The following is a 16,146-nucleotide window of genomic DNA, read 5'->3' on the forward strand; positions in this document are numbered from 1 at the left end:
TCAAGCCTCCTTGGCGGGTGCGTCAATGAAGTTAAGGGTAATGCCTTCCTCGTCGCTATAACCGAGGATCACGCCGGAGGTATCCAGCCGGGCGGCTTGACGTTGCAGCAGCTGCTGGCTGAGGACGGGCAGAATCTGCTGGTTGAGCAGGCTGTCGATGTTGCGCGCGCCGGTGTCAGGCAATAGGCAGGCGGCAACCAACGCATCGTGAAGACCCGCGTCAACCTGATACTCCAGCCCGTAATGCCGCTGAAGGCGTTTCCCGACCCTGGCCAGCTTGAGGTCGACAATAGCCTTGAGGGCGTCGGCCTGAAGCGGTCGATAAATCAGCGTCTGGAAACGCGCCAGCAGCGCTGGCTGGAAATGTTCACGCAGGATTGGTCGCAGCAACTCATGCAGCGAGCTGTCTGCCGCATCGGGCTGGGCTTGCAAGAAGGCTTGCAGTTCATCGCTGCCCAGGTTCGAGGTCATGAAAATGACGGTGTTGCTGAAGTCTATTTCGCGCCCTTCGCCATCTCGCATGCAGCCGCGATCGAAGACCTGATAGAACAGATTGAGAACGTCGCGATGAGCCTTCTCCACCTCGTCGAGCAGTACGACGCTGTAGGGCATTTGCCGCACCGCTTCAGTGAGCACGCCGCCCTGGCCGTAACCCACGTAGCCCGGTGGAGATCCCTTGAGCTGACTGACGGTGTGGGGTTCCTGATACTCGGATAGATTGACCGTGATGAGGGATTTTTCGCCGCCAAACAAAATGTCGGCCAACGCCAACGCCGTCTCGGTCTTGCCCACACCGCTGGTCCCGACCAGCAGGAACACGCCGAGCGGCGCGCTTTCTTCGGTCAAGCCGGTCTTGGCAGCACGCAACCGCTGAGCCAGGGCCTCCAGTGCGAGCTCCTGGCCAACGACGCGCTTGCCCAACTGCTGCTCCAGCGCCAGCAGGTCGGCGTGTTCATCCTTGAGCAAACTGCCCAGCGGCACACCCGTCCAGTCAGCGATCACTTCTGCGACACTGCGCTCGCTTACATCCAGCGAAAGCAGAGGGTCATTGCCCTGAACCTCGCCCAAATGCCGTTGCAGCTGTGCACAGTTTTCACTGCAGGGCGCGTCGGCCTGACGCGCACTCAGCAACTGAAGGGTCAGGTTCCGTTCGAGTTGATAGCGCTCTTCCAGAACGGCTTGCTGCTGCCGTAAATCGATGTGCTCGAGGGCGATCAACGCCAGGCGTTCGGTGTCGCTGGCACCGCCGACGCGCGCGTCGTCCTGCAGCGCCTGCTGTTCCAGTTCCAGAGCGGTTTGCCGGGCCCTGAGCCGGACCAACACTTGCGGTTCGCAATCCAGACTCATGCGCACCCGGGCACTGGCGGTGTCCAGCAGATCCACCGCTTTGTCGGGTAACTGTCGCCCAGTCAAATAGCGCCGCGACAGGATGACCGCCGCCTGGATCGCGGCATCCTGAATGTGCACGCCGTGGTGAGTGGCATATCGGGCCTTGAGGCCGCGCAGCATCAGGCAAGCATGGGTATCATCCGGCTCGTCGACCTTGACCTTCTGAAAGCGTCTTTCCAGCGCGGCATCACGTTCGAAGTACTGCTTGTATTCGCTCCAGGTGGTAGCGGCGATCGTGCGTAGTTCACCACGCGCCAGCGCAGGTTTGAGCAGGTTGGCGGCATCGGCGCCGCCCGCCTGATTCCCCGCGCCGATCAAGGTATGGGCCTCATCGATGAACAACAGCACCGGCTGTTCCGATTGCTGGACGGCCTCGATCACATTTTTGAGGCGTTGTTCGAACTCGCCCTTCACCCCCGCTCCCGCCTGCAACAACCCCATGTCGAGGGTGCGTACGCTCACCGGCTTGAGGCTGTCCGGGACGTTCCCTTCAACGATGCGCAAGGCCAGCCCTTCGACCAGCGCCGTTTTGCCTACGCCAGGTTCGCCGACGAGGATAGGGTTGTTCTTGCGTCGTCGACTGAGAATATCGATGACCTGACGGATCTCATCGTCCCGGCCAAAGACGGGGTCGATCTGTCCTTCTCGCGCTTTGGCAGTCACGTCATGCGTGAATTTTTCCAGCGCTGAATCTTTCACCATGGGCGATGCCGGCTCGCTTGAGGCTGATGCCATATCTGCGCACCCCGCGGCAATAGACGCTTGTATCGGTGGACGCTCATCGGAATGCTGATCCAGCAGCACGAACAGATTGTCCAGCTGGGCTTCAGTCAGGCTGAGCAGCGGCCACGCGGATTCACAGACCAGCAGGCTGGGCGTTTCCAGCAATGCCCCCAGCAGATGCGCCGAGCGCAAGCTGTCGTTGTTGTCGTCCAGCGATGCGCGTAGCCAGGCGTTTTTGATCAACTGCTGCAACTTGCCACATAGCTGCGGCTTACTCTGCACACTGCGCGGCAGCGTATCGAGATGGCTGAGAAGCCCGCTCCAGAGTGCATCGATATCCCACTCGTAGCGTCGTGCAATGAGGGTCAAATCGCCCTCGCCTTGCCCCAGCAATTTGAGCAGCCAATGCTCAATGCTTATCAGGGCGTGGCCGCGGCTCTGGCACAACGAGGCCGCCGCACTGAGCGCCTGGGCGCAATGAGGGTTAAGACGGCGAAGCAAACGGGAGGGACTCTGTGCCATGCGGATACTTCCTTGTTCTGGATTGGATGCGTCAGGCGTTTAGCACCGGACATCACATCGGGTGTGCACGGATGAACGTCCGCGCACGGACGCTCAACCCTGCACATCAGCAGCCAGCGGACGGGTTGGTCCGCTGGCTGTTCAGCATCAAGCGCTCTGGCGTTCGTTCCATGAATCAGAGTGAATGATGTTGCCGTCCTTATAGGTCCAGGTGACCTTCTCGTAGCGCAGTTCGACGTTTTCCAGATGGTTGTGCTTTTCCTTTGCAGGGTCCTTGATGTCGTGCATTTTCGGCGCGACTTTTACGACCTTTACGTTCTCCAGCAGGGTGTTGAAGTACTCGACTTCCTGGCCCGCATCATCAATGCGATACCACTTGAATTCAGCACTCTTGAGCGTCTGGCCACTGCTCACCGCCTTATAGAGGTAAGGACTGCTGGCATCGATCTCCTTGGTGAATTGAAACGGCGTGTGGATGCGAGCACCCGTCAACTTGCCGGTGTTGTTGTCCGTCGGGATGTACAGGCTGTGGTCCTGAGCGACCACCTCGATGGTGCCTTCGCGGGCTTGTACGTTCACGGAGCCCTTGATTTCTGCGCCGCCGTCGTCTTTGAGCCACAGGTAAACGGGAATAGCCATATGAGGTTCCTTTCTCAGTTATTGAACGTCGCGCGATGCGACTGGGGTTGTCTGTCCGGTAGCCGCAGCAAGGGGTGTGCACGCCCCTGTTTCCGGCACCAGACGGATATCGACGCGACGGTTGGCCGTGCGCCCGATTTCGGAGTCATTGCGGGCAACGGGTTGGGTAGCCCCCAGGCCCTGGATGGCAAAACAGCTGTCGGGGATGCTGCCCATGCGCTGCATCCAGTCACGCACGGCCGCGGCCCGAGCCAGAGACAACTGCAGGTTCTGCGGGGCGCCACCCGTAGCATCGGTATGTCCGGTAATGACGATCAGCCAACCTGGCTGGGCCTTGATGTCGACCAGCGCCTCGATCAATACCTTGGTCGACTCCGGCTTGAGCTGAGCACTCCCCGTCCGGAACAACGACAGACTGTCGAGCCGAACCGGATGTCCGGGTTGTGCTGGCGCCATCGCAGCAGGCGGCTGACGATGACTGGCTATCAGGTTCAGCAGCGGGACACGCAGAAGTTCACCGCGGTACAGCCCCATGCCCAGCGCGAGCGGTTCGCCTTGCCGGTAGTAATTGTCCAGACGAATAGCGTCATTGCGGAGCGCCGTCAGCGCTTCTTCACGCTGCGCGAATTCCGGCTGGTCCCGACGTTCCGGTTCGGTAATGACGGAGTAACGCCGCAGGTCGTCAGTGACTTGTCTGAGCAGCAGCTTGTTTTGCCAAGCAGAACTGCCCATGGCCACCAGACAGGCAAGCCCGAATATCCAGAAAGCCACCACCCCCATGCGAAGAGTCGGGGCGCTACGAAAACGGGTGGGTAACAGACGCAACAGAGGGTCGGGAAAGGCTAAAAGTGCGCCCTCTTCCAATGCTGCAGGGCTAGCGTCAACCAGCGCTGTCTTGCCTTGCAGCCACTGCTGCCACAGGTTGCCGGACACATTCCGGGGCATTGACGGTGCCCAGGTTATGGCACACGCCAGCGGCAGTGCGTCACGAAGCGCCAGCTGAGGCAGTACAGTCTCGCCCAGCCAGGCGGCTGCGCTGCTCAACTGAACGCTGCACCGCAACCGGTCGCAGTGAGTGTGTTCGGTCGCTACCTGCCGTTGCCAATCCGCCAGAGTAACAACAGTGCCATCCACGCGGACAGTGGGCCCTGGCTGTCCATCCTCCCAGGTGAACCACGCTCCCTCGCCTTGCGAGGAAGGCAAGTAGCTCACCAGCATCAGCGGCAGCGTCATGCCACGTTTGAAGAGCACTGAAAGTTGATAGCAGAAGGTGCGCAGTCGGCAGGACAACTCGTCGTTGTCGGAGTATTCGCCCGGATTGACGATGATCATGACGCTGAGCTGCCCGCTCCAGTCCGGCCGAAGCGCTTCTATACCTGCGGCCATTTCCGGCAATCTTTCCAGCGCAGGGATACGGATGTAGCAGCCTTGAGCGGTCGTGCGCACCGCCAGGTGTTCGTCAGGCACTGCTCCGAACAGACCGGACAAACTGTCGCCGCACACCAGTATGACCGGCTGACGATAAGCCGCTGGCGGCAGCGAACCCCCGTCGTGCAGGCTGAACAATTCGAACAGATGCGCCGCGCGCCTGTCCGCCCGAATCCAGCCCAATATCCCGAGGCACACCACCACTAACGCGGCCATGGTCCGCGTCCCGCCAGAAAGGGGGATGATGATCAATAGAGCCAGGACGAGTGCGGCCGTCCATAACAAGAGTATTCGCCGCATTGTGCGTGTCATCGCCAGGCCCTCATGTCAGACCGGGCAACAGCATGGTAACCAGACCGCCCAGCAGGCGATCCAGTGCCCACCATGCGCTGACGAGTAGCAGACTTACCGTTACGCCATGTACTACCGGCGATCTTAACCACCGCAGATAGTGCATGCGGGCGCCCTGCCCTACTTGCGTTGTCACGCCTTGGCCAGGCTCGAACGGGGCGACCTGCGCATTGAGTGCGTGCAGCAGCTGTTGGCGCTCGGGATTGTTCCTGTCGGCGTAACGACCGCAAAAACCCAGCATCAGGATGCGTTGAAAAACGGTCAGCACCTGTAGATTCGGCGCAGGTGCACGCAGTACTTCGCGCATCTCTTCATACACAAAATCACCGGCCTGATGGCGGCCGAAAAACTTGACCTGCAATGACTCGCCGGCCCATTTTTGCCGAGCGTCGTGTGCTGCGCAGCTGAGGACAGTTTCGTCCAGCAGGGCACATTGGGCGTGACTGATGTAATCAATGTTGCGCTGACTCAAACCAGCGCTTTTGAGCTGCTGACGCACGTGCTCGACCTGCCGGACACAGAGTGTCCAAACCGCTATGCCGTCCTGGAGAGAAGCGCCGTTGCGTAACTCGACCACGAGCAAATAAGTGTCTTGCAGCAAGGCATCGATATCGACCGATGCTGCCGTACGCTGGGTACCGATCGGCGTCATGATCGCAGCACCGCAAACAGCTCAAGCTTGACGTCCGTCAACGTGCTGGGAACGTAGAAGGCACAGACGCCTTCAGCCAGCACCGCCTGACCTTTGGCATGACCGAGGTCAAGGGCGAAGTATTGATTCTCCAGACGAAGCGGAATAGCGGCGGGCACATGGCTGAGTGACTGCATGGGCACGCCATCAAGCGCCGCGTTGATCAGGTGATCGACTTGATCCGGGGTACCTGCCTTGCACAAGCGTGGAAACTGACTTAGCAACTGCGGGGCGGGTAAGCGGCAACGGACCGAGAGGTAGAAATCTGCGCTGTCAGGCTCACGCAAACGCGGATCGTTAAGGGTGACTTGCCAGCGGTTGGCACCGATCTCCTCCAGGTCGAGCGCGATGACTCTGGAAGGGAGACTGGCCTCAAGTAACGTAGAGAGGGTGCGCACCAACGGAGGAAATACGGTTTCAAGATGCTCGTGCCGGTAGGCAGGGATCTTGTCGATGTCGTGTTCCAGCGAGAAGGTCAGCAAGCCTCCAGCCAGCTTGACCAGTTCCAGATAGACCTGCTCGGGGTGTCGCGCGGGATAAGCGACCAGATCCGCCAGGACGGGTTGATAGGTGTTCAACGCGTTGAGCAGCCAGAACAACGACACATCGGCCACGGCGAAATCAGCCATCCGCTGATTACTCTCTCGACGCATGCCCATCAGTCGCTGGCGCTTGGCGGAAAGCTGGGTCAGGAGATTGTCCAGTTGCGTGAGCAAACCTGGGTGAGCACCGAAGCTGAGCAGGGGCGGCACATAAGCGCTGTCCAGGGTCCAGGCACCCTGCCCGTCACGCACCAGTCGACCAATCGGACAGGTCAGGTAATCGGCATTTTCGTCCGTGTCCAGACGCAGGCTCAGCACATATTCAACGACGCCAATCGATTGCTGCTCATCGGCATAAACGTCCTGCACTTGGCGCCAGACCCGGCGGTAGCGTATGGGTCGATCCGCGTGAGCATCCTCAAACAGGCAGTTGTTGCCATTGGCATGCTCAAGCGGCAACGCAAGGAGCAAAACAACCCCTTGCGGGTCAGTAGGAACCAGCCCGGCCAGTGCCATCGCCGCAGGTAACCGATCGACCTCGTCGGTATCGATCTGGGTCCCATCGGGCATCCGTAGTTTCAACCGGGTTGCCTTGAGCTTTCCAAGCCGAAGGGCATCCTGATCGAACTCGGCAGCCTGGACTCCCCATGGATGTACCCGTGAGAGATGGGCAAGAGACTCATTGGTCCAGGCTTCCCAGCGCGCTTGCTGCTGGAATTGCTGGGGAGACAGCAAGGTCCCTGCGGCCCACAGAGGTCGGTCGATTTTCATGGCATCGTTTCCCTACGAACTGGTTCAGGCTTTCGCTTTCGGCATTTGTGAAACCAGTGACAAATTGACGTCCATGCCTTCCACCTGAAAGTGCGGCACGGCGTACAACTTCACGCGGAAAAAACCGGGGTTGTCTTCGATGTCTTCAACGGTGACCTTTGCTTCACGCAAGGGATGCGAGGCCTGGAGGTCGTCCCCCGGGTCTGTCATCTCGGTCACCAGCCCGCCGACCCACTTGTTCAGCTCCAACTCCAGAATGCGGCGATCCTTGGTGGTGCCAATGTTTTCGCGCTGGATCAACTTCAGGTAGTGAGCGATACGTGAAAGCAGGAAGATGTAAGGCAGGCGCGCATTGATCCGGCTGTTGGCGGTCGCGTCAGGCGTGTCGTATAACGCAGGCTTCTGAGAAGAATTGGCCGAGAAGAAGCAGGCGTAATCCCGGTTTTTGTAATACGAGAGTGGAATAAAGCCCAGATTGGCGAATTCGAACTCACGGGTTTCGGGGATCATCACTTCCGACGGAATTTTCACCTGATTGCCTGTCCCCAGGTCATAGAGGTGAATCGGCAGGTCCGTGACGGCACCGCCAGACTGAGGGCCGCGAATCTGTACGCACCAACCATTGGTGATGAAGCTCTTAACCATGTTGGCGGCGAACGCGAACGAGGCATTGGTCCACAGGTATTTGCCGTGGTCAGGTCCCTTGACGCTTTCCACGTAATTGAAGCTGCGCACCGGAATCGTGTCGGGGCCGTACGGCAGCCGGCCGAGCACTCGCGGCATGGTCAGGCCGATGTAGCGGGAATCATCAGTGTCGCGGAATGACTTCCATTTGATGTACTCCGCGCGATCGAAGTAGTTGCCGATGTCCTTGATGGCCGCGACCTCCTCCATCGACTCCTTGCCGAAAAACGCCGGGCCGACCGAACCAATGAATGGCATGTGGGCGGCCGCGGCTACTTTTGAGATGCTTCGCAGCAGCGCGATGTCCTGGGGGCCTCTGTTGAATTCGTAATTTGAAACAGCCGCCGCAATCGGTTCGCCACCGGGTGTGTCGTATTCCTGCGTGTACGTCTGGATATACAAGCCACTTTGGACGATTTCCGGTGCATCCTCAAAGTCCTGCACCAAGTGATCCTTGCTGATATCGAGCAATTCAATACGGACGTTTTGGCGGAAGTCAGTCTGATCAATCAACGATTTAACGCCGCGCCAAGTGGATTCAACACGCTGGAAGTCCGGATGATGCATCACTGCGTCCAGTTGGCCACTGATCAACTTGTCCAGCGAGGCGATATGTTCGTCAAGCAGGGTTTTATCAAGGCGTTCAACCTTCTGAGCAGACTGTTTAAGAAGATCGAGAAAGACACTGACGGCAGCGGTGACTCTTTCATCAACGGACACTTCCGACAGTGCCTCGCTATTTTGAAAGGTTTCTATACCACTGAAATATATAACAGGGTTCAAGTTTATCTTTGCAAACAATGCGTTATACACACCCTGACTTTCTTCGGGCAATGTTGCAGCGCCGTGGGACTGTACGGAGGACTGTGGTGCGGACATGATGGCAACTTCCTTGTGGATAAACCGGTGTTAATCAGAGGCTTTCTTTATGCGCCAGTACAGCGAGTTCGGCTCGCAACTCGTCGCTCAATGCATCATCCTTCAGGATGCGTTCCAGTTCCTGGCGGAACGTTGAGTTGTCCAACAGGTTGGATTTGAGGTCCCGCAACAGGTTACGCATGGCCAGCAACGCCCGCAGCTGGGGTATCTGGCGCGCCACTTGCTCAGGTTCGAAGTCGCGCATGCTCTGGAAGCTCAGATCAACTGAGGTGTCTGAATCATCCCCCACCAGAGTGTTTTGCACTGCCAGCTTCAGGCAGGGAGAGAACTCCGCCAGTACGTTGTCAAAATTGTTCTTGTTGATGTCGATCTTTTTTCTTTCAGACAACGGGCGCTGCTCTTTGCCGTTACTGTAGTCCCCCATCATCAACAATTTCAGTGGCAACTCGACTTTCTTCTGTGCTCCTCCGGTATGCAAATCAAGCTTGATATTAACCCGCGCTTTGGGGACTTCATTCTGGAAGCTGTTTGATGCCATAGATCCTCCTGGATCACAGAGACGAAGATATTGCAGTCATACCTGTTTGTCCGACGGCGCCGGTCATGCCGAACCCGGCACGTAACTTCATCGAAAGATATAACTACCAACGCATTTTTTGCTGAATTAAGCCTGACAAACCAAAATACGGAGACACTGGAGCCGAATCGCGAAGCAATGATGAGATATCACAATCAAATATTCCATCCCCCAAAACGTACTTAGGAAGTTTCCGATCCACCTTCGGAAACCTCTTACTTTTCATTCTCATGAACGCTTCAACAAAATAGCTAGAAATACGAGCTGGCATTATTCTGCAGCCCTTCTAGATGGGGCTTCTCAGGCGTATTGCGAAAACTTGTCACTCGAAAAATGAAGCGTGATTATTTCGAAATATTCGCATGCCGAAGAGAGGAAAGCTGTGCATGCGCCAAGGAGGTTCACGAAGCGGCATTGGCCATGATCCCGCGCGCTATAGCGATCGCTCACGGTTGCCCCAACGCTGTATTTTTAGGAGGGAAAGCCGGCACCCTAAAACGCGCACAAACAAAAACGCCGCTCTGGTGAGCGGCGTTCTTGTGAATTTGGAGCGGGAAACGAGACTCGAACTCGCGACCCCGACCTTGGCAAGGTCGTGCTCTACCAACTGAGCTATTCCCGCAATATGGCGTCCCCTAGGGGACTCGAACCCCTGTTACCGCCGTGAAAGGGCGGTGTCCTAGGCCACTAGACGAAGGGGACGCTGCCTGAAACATATGGTGTATGTTCCAGTGTCCAAAGCATTATCCGAAGATGCTGCCTGGTTTCACTCAACCCTGCCCGGGAGCAAAGCTGCTTAAAAATGGAGCGGGAAACGAGACTCGAACTCGCGACCCCGACCTTGGCAAGGTCGTGCTCTACCAACTGAGCTATTCCCGCAAATTGGCGTCCCCTAGGGGACTCGAACCCCTGTTACCGCCGTGAAAGGGCGGTGTCCTAGGCCACTAGACGAAGGGGACACACGTACAACATTCACTACTTACTGCGCTCTGCGGTGTGCTTTACGCTGTAAGTGGCGCGCATTCTATGGATGCTTTGGTAGGGCGTCAACCCCCACGTGAAAATTTATTCAAATCAATGACTTCGCACTTTATTTAGCCCATGTGCTGCCGATACAGACAGACGGGGCACCTGCTTATATAGAGGCGAGCCGACCGTCACACCTTTCCGCAATAGTGCATAGCCACTACACTCGGCGCACATTACTTGATCGAGGCTTTTACGGTGACACCACTCATTATCACGCTGATGGTTGTAGCGGGCATCGTACTTCTGATCGCCATTGGCTACTTGAACCACGTAAACGAGAACAAGAAGGTCGAGCGCGCCCGCAACCTGGTGGAACTCAACGACCGCTTGCGACGCTGCAGCGAGTTGTCCGAGACCTTCCCAGGCCAGCTCATGACGCCCGCGCTCAAATTGTTGTTGGTGCGTCTGGAATTGAACGTGGTCGACCGCCTGCTCGACCTGGAGCGTCGGAACAACCCTCGCCTTCAAGAGCGCGAAACGGAATTGAAGGCGTTGGTGGCGCAAGGTGAAAACCTGACGGTCAGCAACCCGCCGGCACCGATTCAGACCGAAGCCAAGGCCAAGGATGTGCGCTTTTTGTTGGAAGCCATGCACGGTCAGGTCACCCGCGCCGCCCACGACGGCCTCCTGCAAACCACCGAAGCCAAACACTGGATTCGCGAGATCCGAAACCTGTTGGTGGTCTTGCACATCGAGTTTTTCAACAACCTGGGCCAGCAAGCGATGGCCAAGGAGCAGCCGGGTCAGGCGCGCCTCGCCTTCGAGCGCGGGGTGCAATATCTGCGCAATCAGGCAGAGCCCGCCCCCTGGAAATCACACCTGGCCGCGATGGAACGCCAACTGGCCCGCGCCAACGCAATGGTACTCGACACCATCGCGCCCACCGAAGATGACAACAATGAGCTGACGGCAGGCCTGAAAGTCGTGGAAGCCGACGCTGAGTGGAAGAAAAAGGCCATTTACGACTAAGCAACAGCTTCAAGCTTCAAGTGGGCATGACCCGCTTGAAGCTTGATAGCAGTCAACAGTCCGTCGATTTCAGAAAGATCGCGGCCAGTTGCTCGATCCCCGCCTGATCCTCCTCGCTGAAACGCCCGACACTCGGGCTGTCCAGATCCAGTACACCAATCAATCGACCGTCCTTGACCAGCGGCACCACCAGCTCACTGTTGGAGGCGCTGTCGCAGGCGATATGGCCCGGGAACGCGTGGACGTCCTCGACGCGCTGGGTGGTTAGCGTCTGGGCTGCGGTGCCGCACACGCCTCGGCCGAAGGGGATACGTACGCAGGCAATCTGCCCTTGGAACGGCCCGAGCACCAGTTCGTCAGCTTTGTTCAGGTAAAACCCTGCCCAGTTCAGATCATCCAGCTGACTGAACAGAAACGCCGAGAACTGCGCTGCGTTGGCGATGAAGTCACGCTCATCGGCCAGCAGTGACTCCAGCTGTGCGGTCAACAGCCGGTAGCCGTCCAGCCCCTTCTCTGCCACATTCAAATCGATCACGATTGCTGCTCCAACATTTTCAGACCTACCCAATACCTGGCGAACTGGTAAGCGCAGCGGCCGTTGCGGTTGCCGCGACCAGTGGCCCAGCGCACCGCGAGGATTTCCAACTCTTCATTGCGCTGCCATTGCAGCCCCGATTTGCTCGCCAGCTCGCCTACCCAGTGCTCGACCACGTCCAGGAAATGCTCCTGGGTGAACGGGTAAAACGACAGCCACAGGCCAAAACGATCGGACAGGGCAATCTTGTCCTCTACCGCTTCGCTGGGGTGCAGCTCGCCGTCTTCGCCGCGTTTCCAATGCTCGTTGTCACTCTCTTTCTCCGGCACCAGATGACGACGGTTGGAGGTGGCGTACAGCAGGACGTTGTCCGGCGCTTGTTCGAGCGAGCCGTCGAGCACGCTTTTCAGCACGCGGTAATCGCCCTCGCCCGACTCGAACGACAGGTCGTCGCAAAACAGGACGAAGCGCTGTGGCAGTTTTTGCAGCAGCTCGACCACACGAGGCAAATCCCCCAGGTGGTCACGCTCGATTTCGATCAGGCGCAGCCCGGCCTTGGCATGTTCGGCCAGCAGCGCCCGGACCAGTGAAGACTTCCCCGTCCCCCGTGACCCCCACAACAACGCGTGGTTGGCAGGGAGCCCGTCAATGAACTGCTGCGTATTGCGGCCCAACTGCTCACGTTGACGGTCAACGCCGATCAGGTCAGACAGACGCATGTCGAGGGTGACGTCCAGCGGCATCAGATACCCCCCGCGCCCTTCATGCACCCAGCGCGCAGCCAGCGAATGGCCCCAGTCCACCGGCTCGCGGACCGCTGGCAACAAGGGCTCCAGTCGGGCCAATACCGATTCGGCCCGTTGCAAAAATGCGTTCAACCGAGAATCCACAATGTCTCCTTGATTTACTGATTAAAGGCAGCGCCTGATCGGCTATGCTTGGCCAGCGAAAGGACACAAGAAGTAGCAATGCCTTATGGAAATAGCGATCACCCAACGGCTCTCGTTCAAGCAGGCACGCCTGACCGTACTGATTGGCTTCGTGTTGGGCACCCTGCTCAGCCTGTTACAAATTGCCATAGATTATGCCAGCGAAGACGCTTCGATCGATCGGGAAATTCGCTCTCTGCTGCAAATCAGCCACAACCCCGCCTCCCGCATTGCCTACAACATCGACTCGGAACTGGCTCAAGAACTGACCCTGGGACTGCTGCACTCGCCTGCGGTGGTCGCGGCCAGGCTGACCGACAACAACAATGTGCTGTTGGCTGCAGTCTCCCGGCCGGTTGCACGCAGCCCTTATCGAATCGTCAGCGATTACCTGTTCGGCAAAAGCCGTGAGTTCGAGGACAAGCTGTTTCTCGACCATTTGCCCAATGATTCCATTGGCACGCTGTACCTGAATGTGGACACCTTTGCTTTCGGCAGCCACTTCTTGCAGCGCGCGGAAATCACCTTGCTCAACGGATTCGTCCGCAGTCTGGTGCTGGCTGGGATCCTTACGGGGCTGTACTACTTCACCCTGACCAAGCCGTTGACCAAGGTCATCCGTGCACTGGCCGCCAAGGATTCGCGCAGCCCGACACAAACGCCGCTGCCCTGCCCGCCCGGCCATGAGAAAGATGAAATCGGTGTGATGGTCAAGGTCGCCAACCGACAGTTTGAAAGCGTGGCCATCGAATTCGGCAGGCGCCGCGATGCAGAGAACCGTCTGACCGAGCATCTCAATGAGCTGGAGGACATCGTCTACGCGCGCACTCTCGAGCTTGAGAACAGCAACATTCGCTTGAGCCAGTCCAACGCAGAGCTGGAGATTGCTCGAAGCACCGCGCTGGACATGGCCCATGCACGCACGGCTTTTCTGGCGCACATGAGCCATGAAATCCGCACGCCGCTCAATGGCTTGCTGGGCATGCTGGCCCTGTCCATGGATGGGCCGCTGAGCGCCGAACAGCGTCAGCAACTGCTGATCGCCCATGACTCGGGCAAGGTGCTGGTGGAGTTGCTGAACGATATTCTCGACCTGTCGAAATTCGATGCCGGTCAGCTTGAGCTTGAGCGCATTGCGTTCGATCTCGGGACGATGATCGAAGACACCGCCAACCTGCTGTCACAGAATGCAGCGCCCAGCGTTGAATTGACCTGTCTGATCGACCCGAATTTTCCGGCGCTGGTACTGGGTGACCCGACCCGCGTCCGGCAGATCGTCAGCAACCTGCTGTCCAACGCGCTGAAGTTCACCCGGGTTGGGCGGGTCGACGTGCGCCTGACCCAGCATGACGACACTGTGCGCATTGAAGTGTGCGACACCGGCATTGGCATCGCTCAGGACGCACAGGCGAAAATCTTCGAGCCGTTCACTCAGGCCGAAGCCGCGATCACCCGGCAGTTCGGCGGCACAGGGCTGGGGCTGACCCTCACTCACAATCTGTGCGGCGCCATGCGGGGCGAACTGAGCATCGAATCGCGCCGTGGCGTCGGCAGCCGTTTTCGCGTCGACCTGCCACTACCGGCTCATGCTCCAGCTCCCGTATTGCCGCCCCTTAAAGGTCGGGTCGTGGTAGTAAGCACCCCTGGCAGCGGGCTGGTGGAATTGCTTGGCCAACTGTTGCCGGCGTGGGGTATCGATTACCAGCATTTCGACGCCAACAATGCACGGCACGACCTGACGCCGGACCTGTTGATCACCGATTGTCCGGATTGCCTGGTCGATGTCCGGCCCTCGACGTCCGTTCCGATTCTGCTAGTGACGGCCTACGGCAACTTCATGGCCAGCGAGCAGGTCAACGCGCTGGCGCCGCTGCAACAGCAGGCCAGACCGTTGGGACGCCTCAGTCTCCATCAGACGTTGGCGCGGACCCTGTGCGCGGACGACGATCACGACAACGCGCATTTGCGGCGTGAGCACCCTCGGGTTCACCGCGCGCGGATTTTGCTGGTGGAAGATAATCCGGTGAACCAGTTGGTCGCCAAGGGAATGCTGGGCAAGCTGGGCTGCGAGGTGGTGATCAGCAGTCACGGCGGCGAGGCCCTGGAGGCGCTTGCCCGTGACACCTTCGATCTGGTGCTGATGGACTGCAACATGCCGGTGATGGACGGCTACGAGGCCACACGGTTGATTCGGCAGAACAGCGCATGGCTTGACCTGCCGATTATTGCACTGACGGCCAACGCGATGCCGGAAGAGCGTGAGCGCTGCAAAACGGCCGGCATGAGCGATTACCTGGCCAAGCCGTTTCACCGTGAGGAGCTGAGCAGCTTGCTGGATCAGTGGATCCCTGCAGCGCTGGCGGATTGACCCTGGAGGAGCGAATGTATCCGCGAAACGGTGTGCAAGGTGCGCCTTAATACGGCTTTGCTAACCAGTTGGCTCCTACAGAAAGCAGGAGAAGTCAGACAAGCAACTTCTCGATATCCGCCTTCAGGTCTTCCGGCTTGGTCAACGGCGCGTAACGCTTGACCAGATGGCCGTCTTTGCCGATCAGGAATTTGGTGAAGTTCCACTTGATGCGCTCGGAGCCCATCAGGCCCGGCGCTTGCTTCTTCAGGTGCACGAACAACGGGTGCGCCTGGGCGCCATTGACGTCGACCTTCTTGAACAACGGGAAACTCACCCCGTAATTCAATTCGCAAAATTCCGAGATGGCCCCTTCGTTACCCGGCTCCTGCTTGCCGAACTGGTTGCACGGGAAACCCAGCACCACCAGACCCCGGTCCTTGTAATGCTGCCAAAGCTGCTCGAGCCCTTTGTACTGAGGCGTGAAACCGCATTTACTGGCGGTGTTGACGACCAGGATCGCTTTGCCCGCGTAATCGGCAAGGGTCTTCTGCTCGCCTTTGATCGTCTGAACGGGAATGCTTAGCAATGTGTCGCTCATGGCAGTGCCTCGAAATGAGAGTGGCCAGGCTAGCGCGCCACTGACGCGCGCGCTATTGGATTGTCGTCCGTCATACCGACGCATACACCTTGCAGGGCTGCAGCCGAAAACCTACGTGCGCGGCACCAGATCCAGACAAACCGAGTTGATGCAATAACGCAGGCCGGTGGGCGGTGGACCGTCTGGAAACACATGACCCAGGTGGGCGTCACATTTGGAACACACCACTTCGGTTCGGATCATGCCATGGCTGACGTCACGCACTTCAACCACCGCGCTGCCTTCAAGGGGTGCGTAGAAGCTCGGCCACCCGCAGCCGGAATCGAACTTGGTGGTCGAATCAAACAACGGTTCATTGCAGCAGATGCAGTGATAGATGCCGTCAGTCTTGGTGTTGTTGTATTTGCCGCTGAAAGGCCGTTCGGTGGCCTTCAGGCGACAGACGTTGTATTGCTCCGGATCGAGCATCTGCTTCCACTCTTCCAGGGTTTTATCCAGCTTTTCCACGGGTAGACCTCCACAACTGAAAAAGCCCGATCT

At 58.3% G+C, this 16,146-nt stretch carries 13 protein-coding genes and 4 tRNA genes; 2 read left to right on the plus strand and 15 right to left on the minus strand.

The window, feature by feature from the left end; all coding sequences use genetic code 11:
* The 11 genes from tssH to ABQX22_RS08155 form a co-directional block, all read right to left on the minus strand.
* Entirely contained in the window at positions 1-2,634 is a 2,634-nt protein-coding gene (gene tssH, locus ABQX22_RS08105) for a type VI secretion system ATPase TssH (RefSeq protein WP_349798290.1), read from the minus strand.
* A 147-nt stretch (positions 2,635-2,781) separates the two neighbouring features.
* The gene (locus ABQX22_RS08110) at positions 2,782-3,273 is read right to left on the minus strand and encodes an Hcp family type VI secretion system effector (protein ID WP_349798291.1); all 492 of its coding nucleotides are present in this window, start codon (positions 3,271-3,273) and stop codon (positions 2,782-2,784) included.
* An 18-nt stretch (positions 3,274-3,291) separates the two neighbouring features.
* A complete protein-coding gene (locus ABQX22_RS08115; protein WP_349798293.1) occupies positions 3,292-4,917 on the minus strand; it encodes an OmpA family protein in 1,626 nt (541 codons plus the stop codon).
* 106 nt (positions 4,918-5,023) lie between these two features.
* Complete coding sequence (gene tssL, locus ABQX22_RS08120) at positions 5,024-5,704, minus strand: type VI secretion system protein TssL, short form (RefSeq protein WP_349798295.1); 681 nt, start codon at positions 5,702-5,704, stop codon at positions 5,024-5,026.
* Complete coding sequence (tssK, locus tag ABQX22_RS08125; protein WP_349798297.1) at positions 5,701-7,056, minus strand: type VI secretion system baseplate subunit TssK; 1,356 nt, start codon at positions 7,054-7,056, stop codon at positions 5,701-5,703. The genes tssL and tssK overlap by 4 nt, the downstream gene beginning before the upstream one ends.
* A 24-nt stretch (positions 7,057-7,080) precedes the next feature.
* A complete protein-coding gene (tssC, locus tag ABQX22_RS08130; protein WP_349798298.1) occupies positions 7,081-8,619 on the minus strand; it encodes a type VI secretion system contractile sheath large subunit in 1,539 nt (512 codons plus the stop codon).
* A gap of 34 nt (positions 8,620-8,653) precedes the next feature.
* Positions 8,654-9,157 carry a type VI secretion system contractile sheath small subunit gene (gene tssB / locus ABQX22_RS08135; protein WP_349798300.1) on the minus strand — a complete coding sequence of 168 codons (504 nt, stop codon included), beginning with the start codon at positions 9,155-9,157 and terminating at the stop codon, positions 8,654-8,656.
* 585 nt (positions 9,158-9,742) lie between these two features.
* A tRNA-Gly gene (locus ABQX22_RS08140) sits at positions 9,743-9,818 on the minus strand.
* Between the two features lie 4 nt (positions 9,819-9,822).
* Positions 9,823-9,898, minus strand: a tRNA-Glu gene (locus ABQX22_RS08145).
* A gap of 101 nt (positions 9,899-9,999) precedes the next feature.
* A tRNA-Gly gene (locus ABQX22_RS08150) sits at positions 10,000-10,075 on the minus strand.
* Positions 10,076-10,079: 4 nt separating this feature from the next.
* Positions 10,080-10,155: transfer RNA gene (locus ABQX22_RS08155), tRNA-Glu, on the minus strand.
* A gap of 265 nt (positions 10,156-10,420) precedes the next feature.
* On the opposite strand from ABQX22_RS08155, the gene ABQX22_RS08160 reads away from it, so the two are divergent.
* Positions 10,421-11,194: a hypothetical protein gene (locus ABQX22_RS08160; RefSeq protein ID WP_349798302.1), complete on the plus strand. Its 774-nt coding sequence runs from the start codon at positions 10,421-10,423 to the stop codon at positions 11,192-11,194.
* A 52-nt stretch (positions 11,195-11,246) separates the two neighbouring features.
* Here ABQX22_RS08160 and ABQX22_RS08165 read toward each other — a convergent pair whose 3' ends face one another.
* Both ABQX22_RS08165 and ABQX22_RS08170 read right to left on the minus strand, forming a co-directional pair.
* Positions 11,247-11,729, minus strand: coding sequence for a GAF domain-containing protein (locus ABQX22_RS08165; protein ID WP_441005254.1), 483 nt, complete (start codon positions 11,727-11,729; stop codon positions 11,247-11,249).
* The gene (locus ABQX22_RS08170; RefSeq protein WP_349798304.1) at positions 11,726-12,619 is read right to left on the minus strand and encodes an ATP-binding protein; all 894 of its coding nucleotides are present in this window, start codon (positions 12,617-12,619) and stop codon (positions 11,726-11,728) included. The genes ABQX22_RS08165 and ABQX22_RS08170 overlap by 4 nt, the downstream gene beginning before the upstream one ends.
* Positions 12,620-12,704: 85 nt before the next feature.
* Here ABQX22_RS08170 and ABQX22_RS08175 point away from each other — a divergent pair, with 85 nt between their 5' ends.
* The gene (locus ABQX22_RS08175) at positions 12,705-15,026 is read left to right on the plus strand and encodes a hybrid sensor histidine kinase/response regulator (RefSeq protein ID WP_349798306.1); all 2,322 of its coding nucleotides are present in this window, start codon (positions 12,705-12,707) and stop codon (positions 15,024-15,026) included.
* Between the two features lie 94 nt (positions 15,027-15,120).
* On the opposite strand, the gene ABQX22_RS08180 is transcribed toward ABQX22_RS08175, so the two are convergent.
* Positions 15,121-15,606 (minus strand): glutathione peroxidase, encoded by a 486-nt coding sequence (locus ABQX22_RS08180; RefSeq protein ID WP_349798308.1) that lies wholly within the window; start codon positions 15,604-15,606, stop codon positions 15,121-15,123.
* 111 nt (positions 15,607-15,717) lie between these two features.
* A complete protein-coding gene (gene msrB / locus ABQX22_RS08185) occupies positions 15,718-16,113 on the minus strand; it encodes a peptide-methionine (R)-S-oxide reductase MsrB (RefSeq protein WP_349798309.1) in 396 nt (131 codons plus the stop codon).
* Positions 16,114-16,146: the final 33 nt, after the last annotated feature.

The sequence above is a fragment of the Xanthomonas sp. WHRI 1810A genome, assembly GCF_040202885.1.
Taxonomy (GTDB): domain Bacteria; phylum Pseudomonadota; class Gammaproteobacteria; order Pseudomonadales; family Pseudomonadaceae; genus Aquipseudomonas.

What these genes read in the sequence shown, in the direction of transcription:
- tssL (WP_349798295.1), bottom strand. Translation starts at nt 5,704, where the DNA reads ATGACGCCGATCGGTACCCAGCGTACGGCAGCATCGGTCGATATCGAT.
- ABQX22_RS08180 (WP_349798308.1), bottom strand. Translation starts at nt 15,606, where the DNA reads ATGAGCGACACATTGCTAAGCATTCCCGTTCAGACGATCAAAGGCGAG.
- tssK (WP_349798297.1), bottom strand. Translation starts at nt 7,056, where the DNA reads ATGAAAATCGACCGACCTCTGTGGGCCGCAGGGACCTTGCTGTCTCCC.
- tssC (WP_349798298.1), bottom strand. Translation starts at nt 8,619, where the DNA reads ATGTCCGCACCACAGTCCTCCGTACAGTCCCACGGCGCTGCAACATTG.
- ABQX22_RS08110 (WP_349798291.1), bottom strand. Translation starts at nt 3,273, where the DNA reads ATGGCTATTCCCGTTTACCTGTGGCTCAAAGACGACGGCGGCGCAGAA.
- tssH (WP_349798290.1), bottom strand. Translation starts at nt 2,634, where the DNA reads ATGGCACAGAGTCCCTCCCGTTTGCTTCGCCGTCTTAACCCTCATTGC.
- tssB (WP_349798300.1), bottom strand. Translation starts at nt 9,157, where the DNA reads ATGGCATCAAACAGCTTCCAGAATGAAGTCCCCAAAGCGCGGGTTAAT.
- ABQX22_RS08115 (WP_349798293.1), bottom strand. Translation starts at nt 4,917, where the DNA reads ATGGCCGCGTTAGTGGTGGTGTGCCTCGGGATATTGGGCTGGATTCGG.
- ABQX22_RS08175 (WP_349798306.1), top strand. Translation starts at nt 12,705, where the DNA reads ATGGAAATAGCGATCACCCAACGGCTCTCGTTCAAGCAGGCACGCCTG.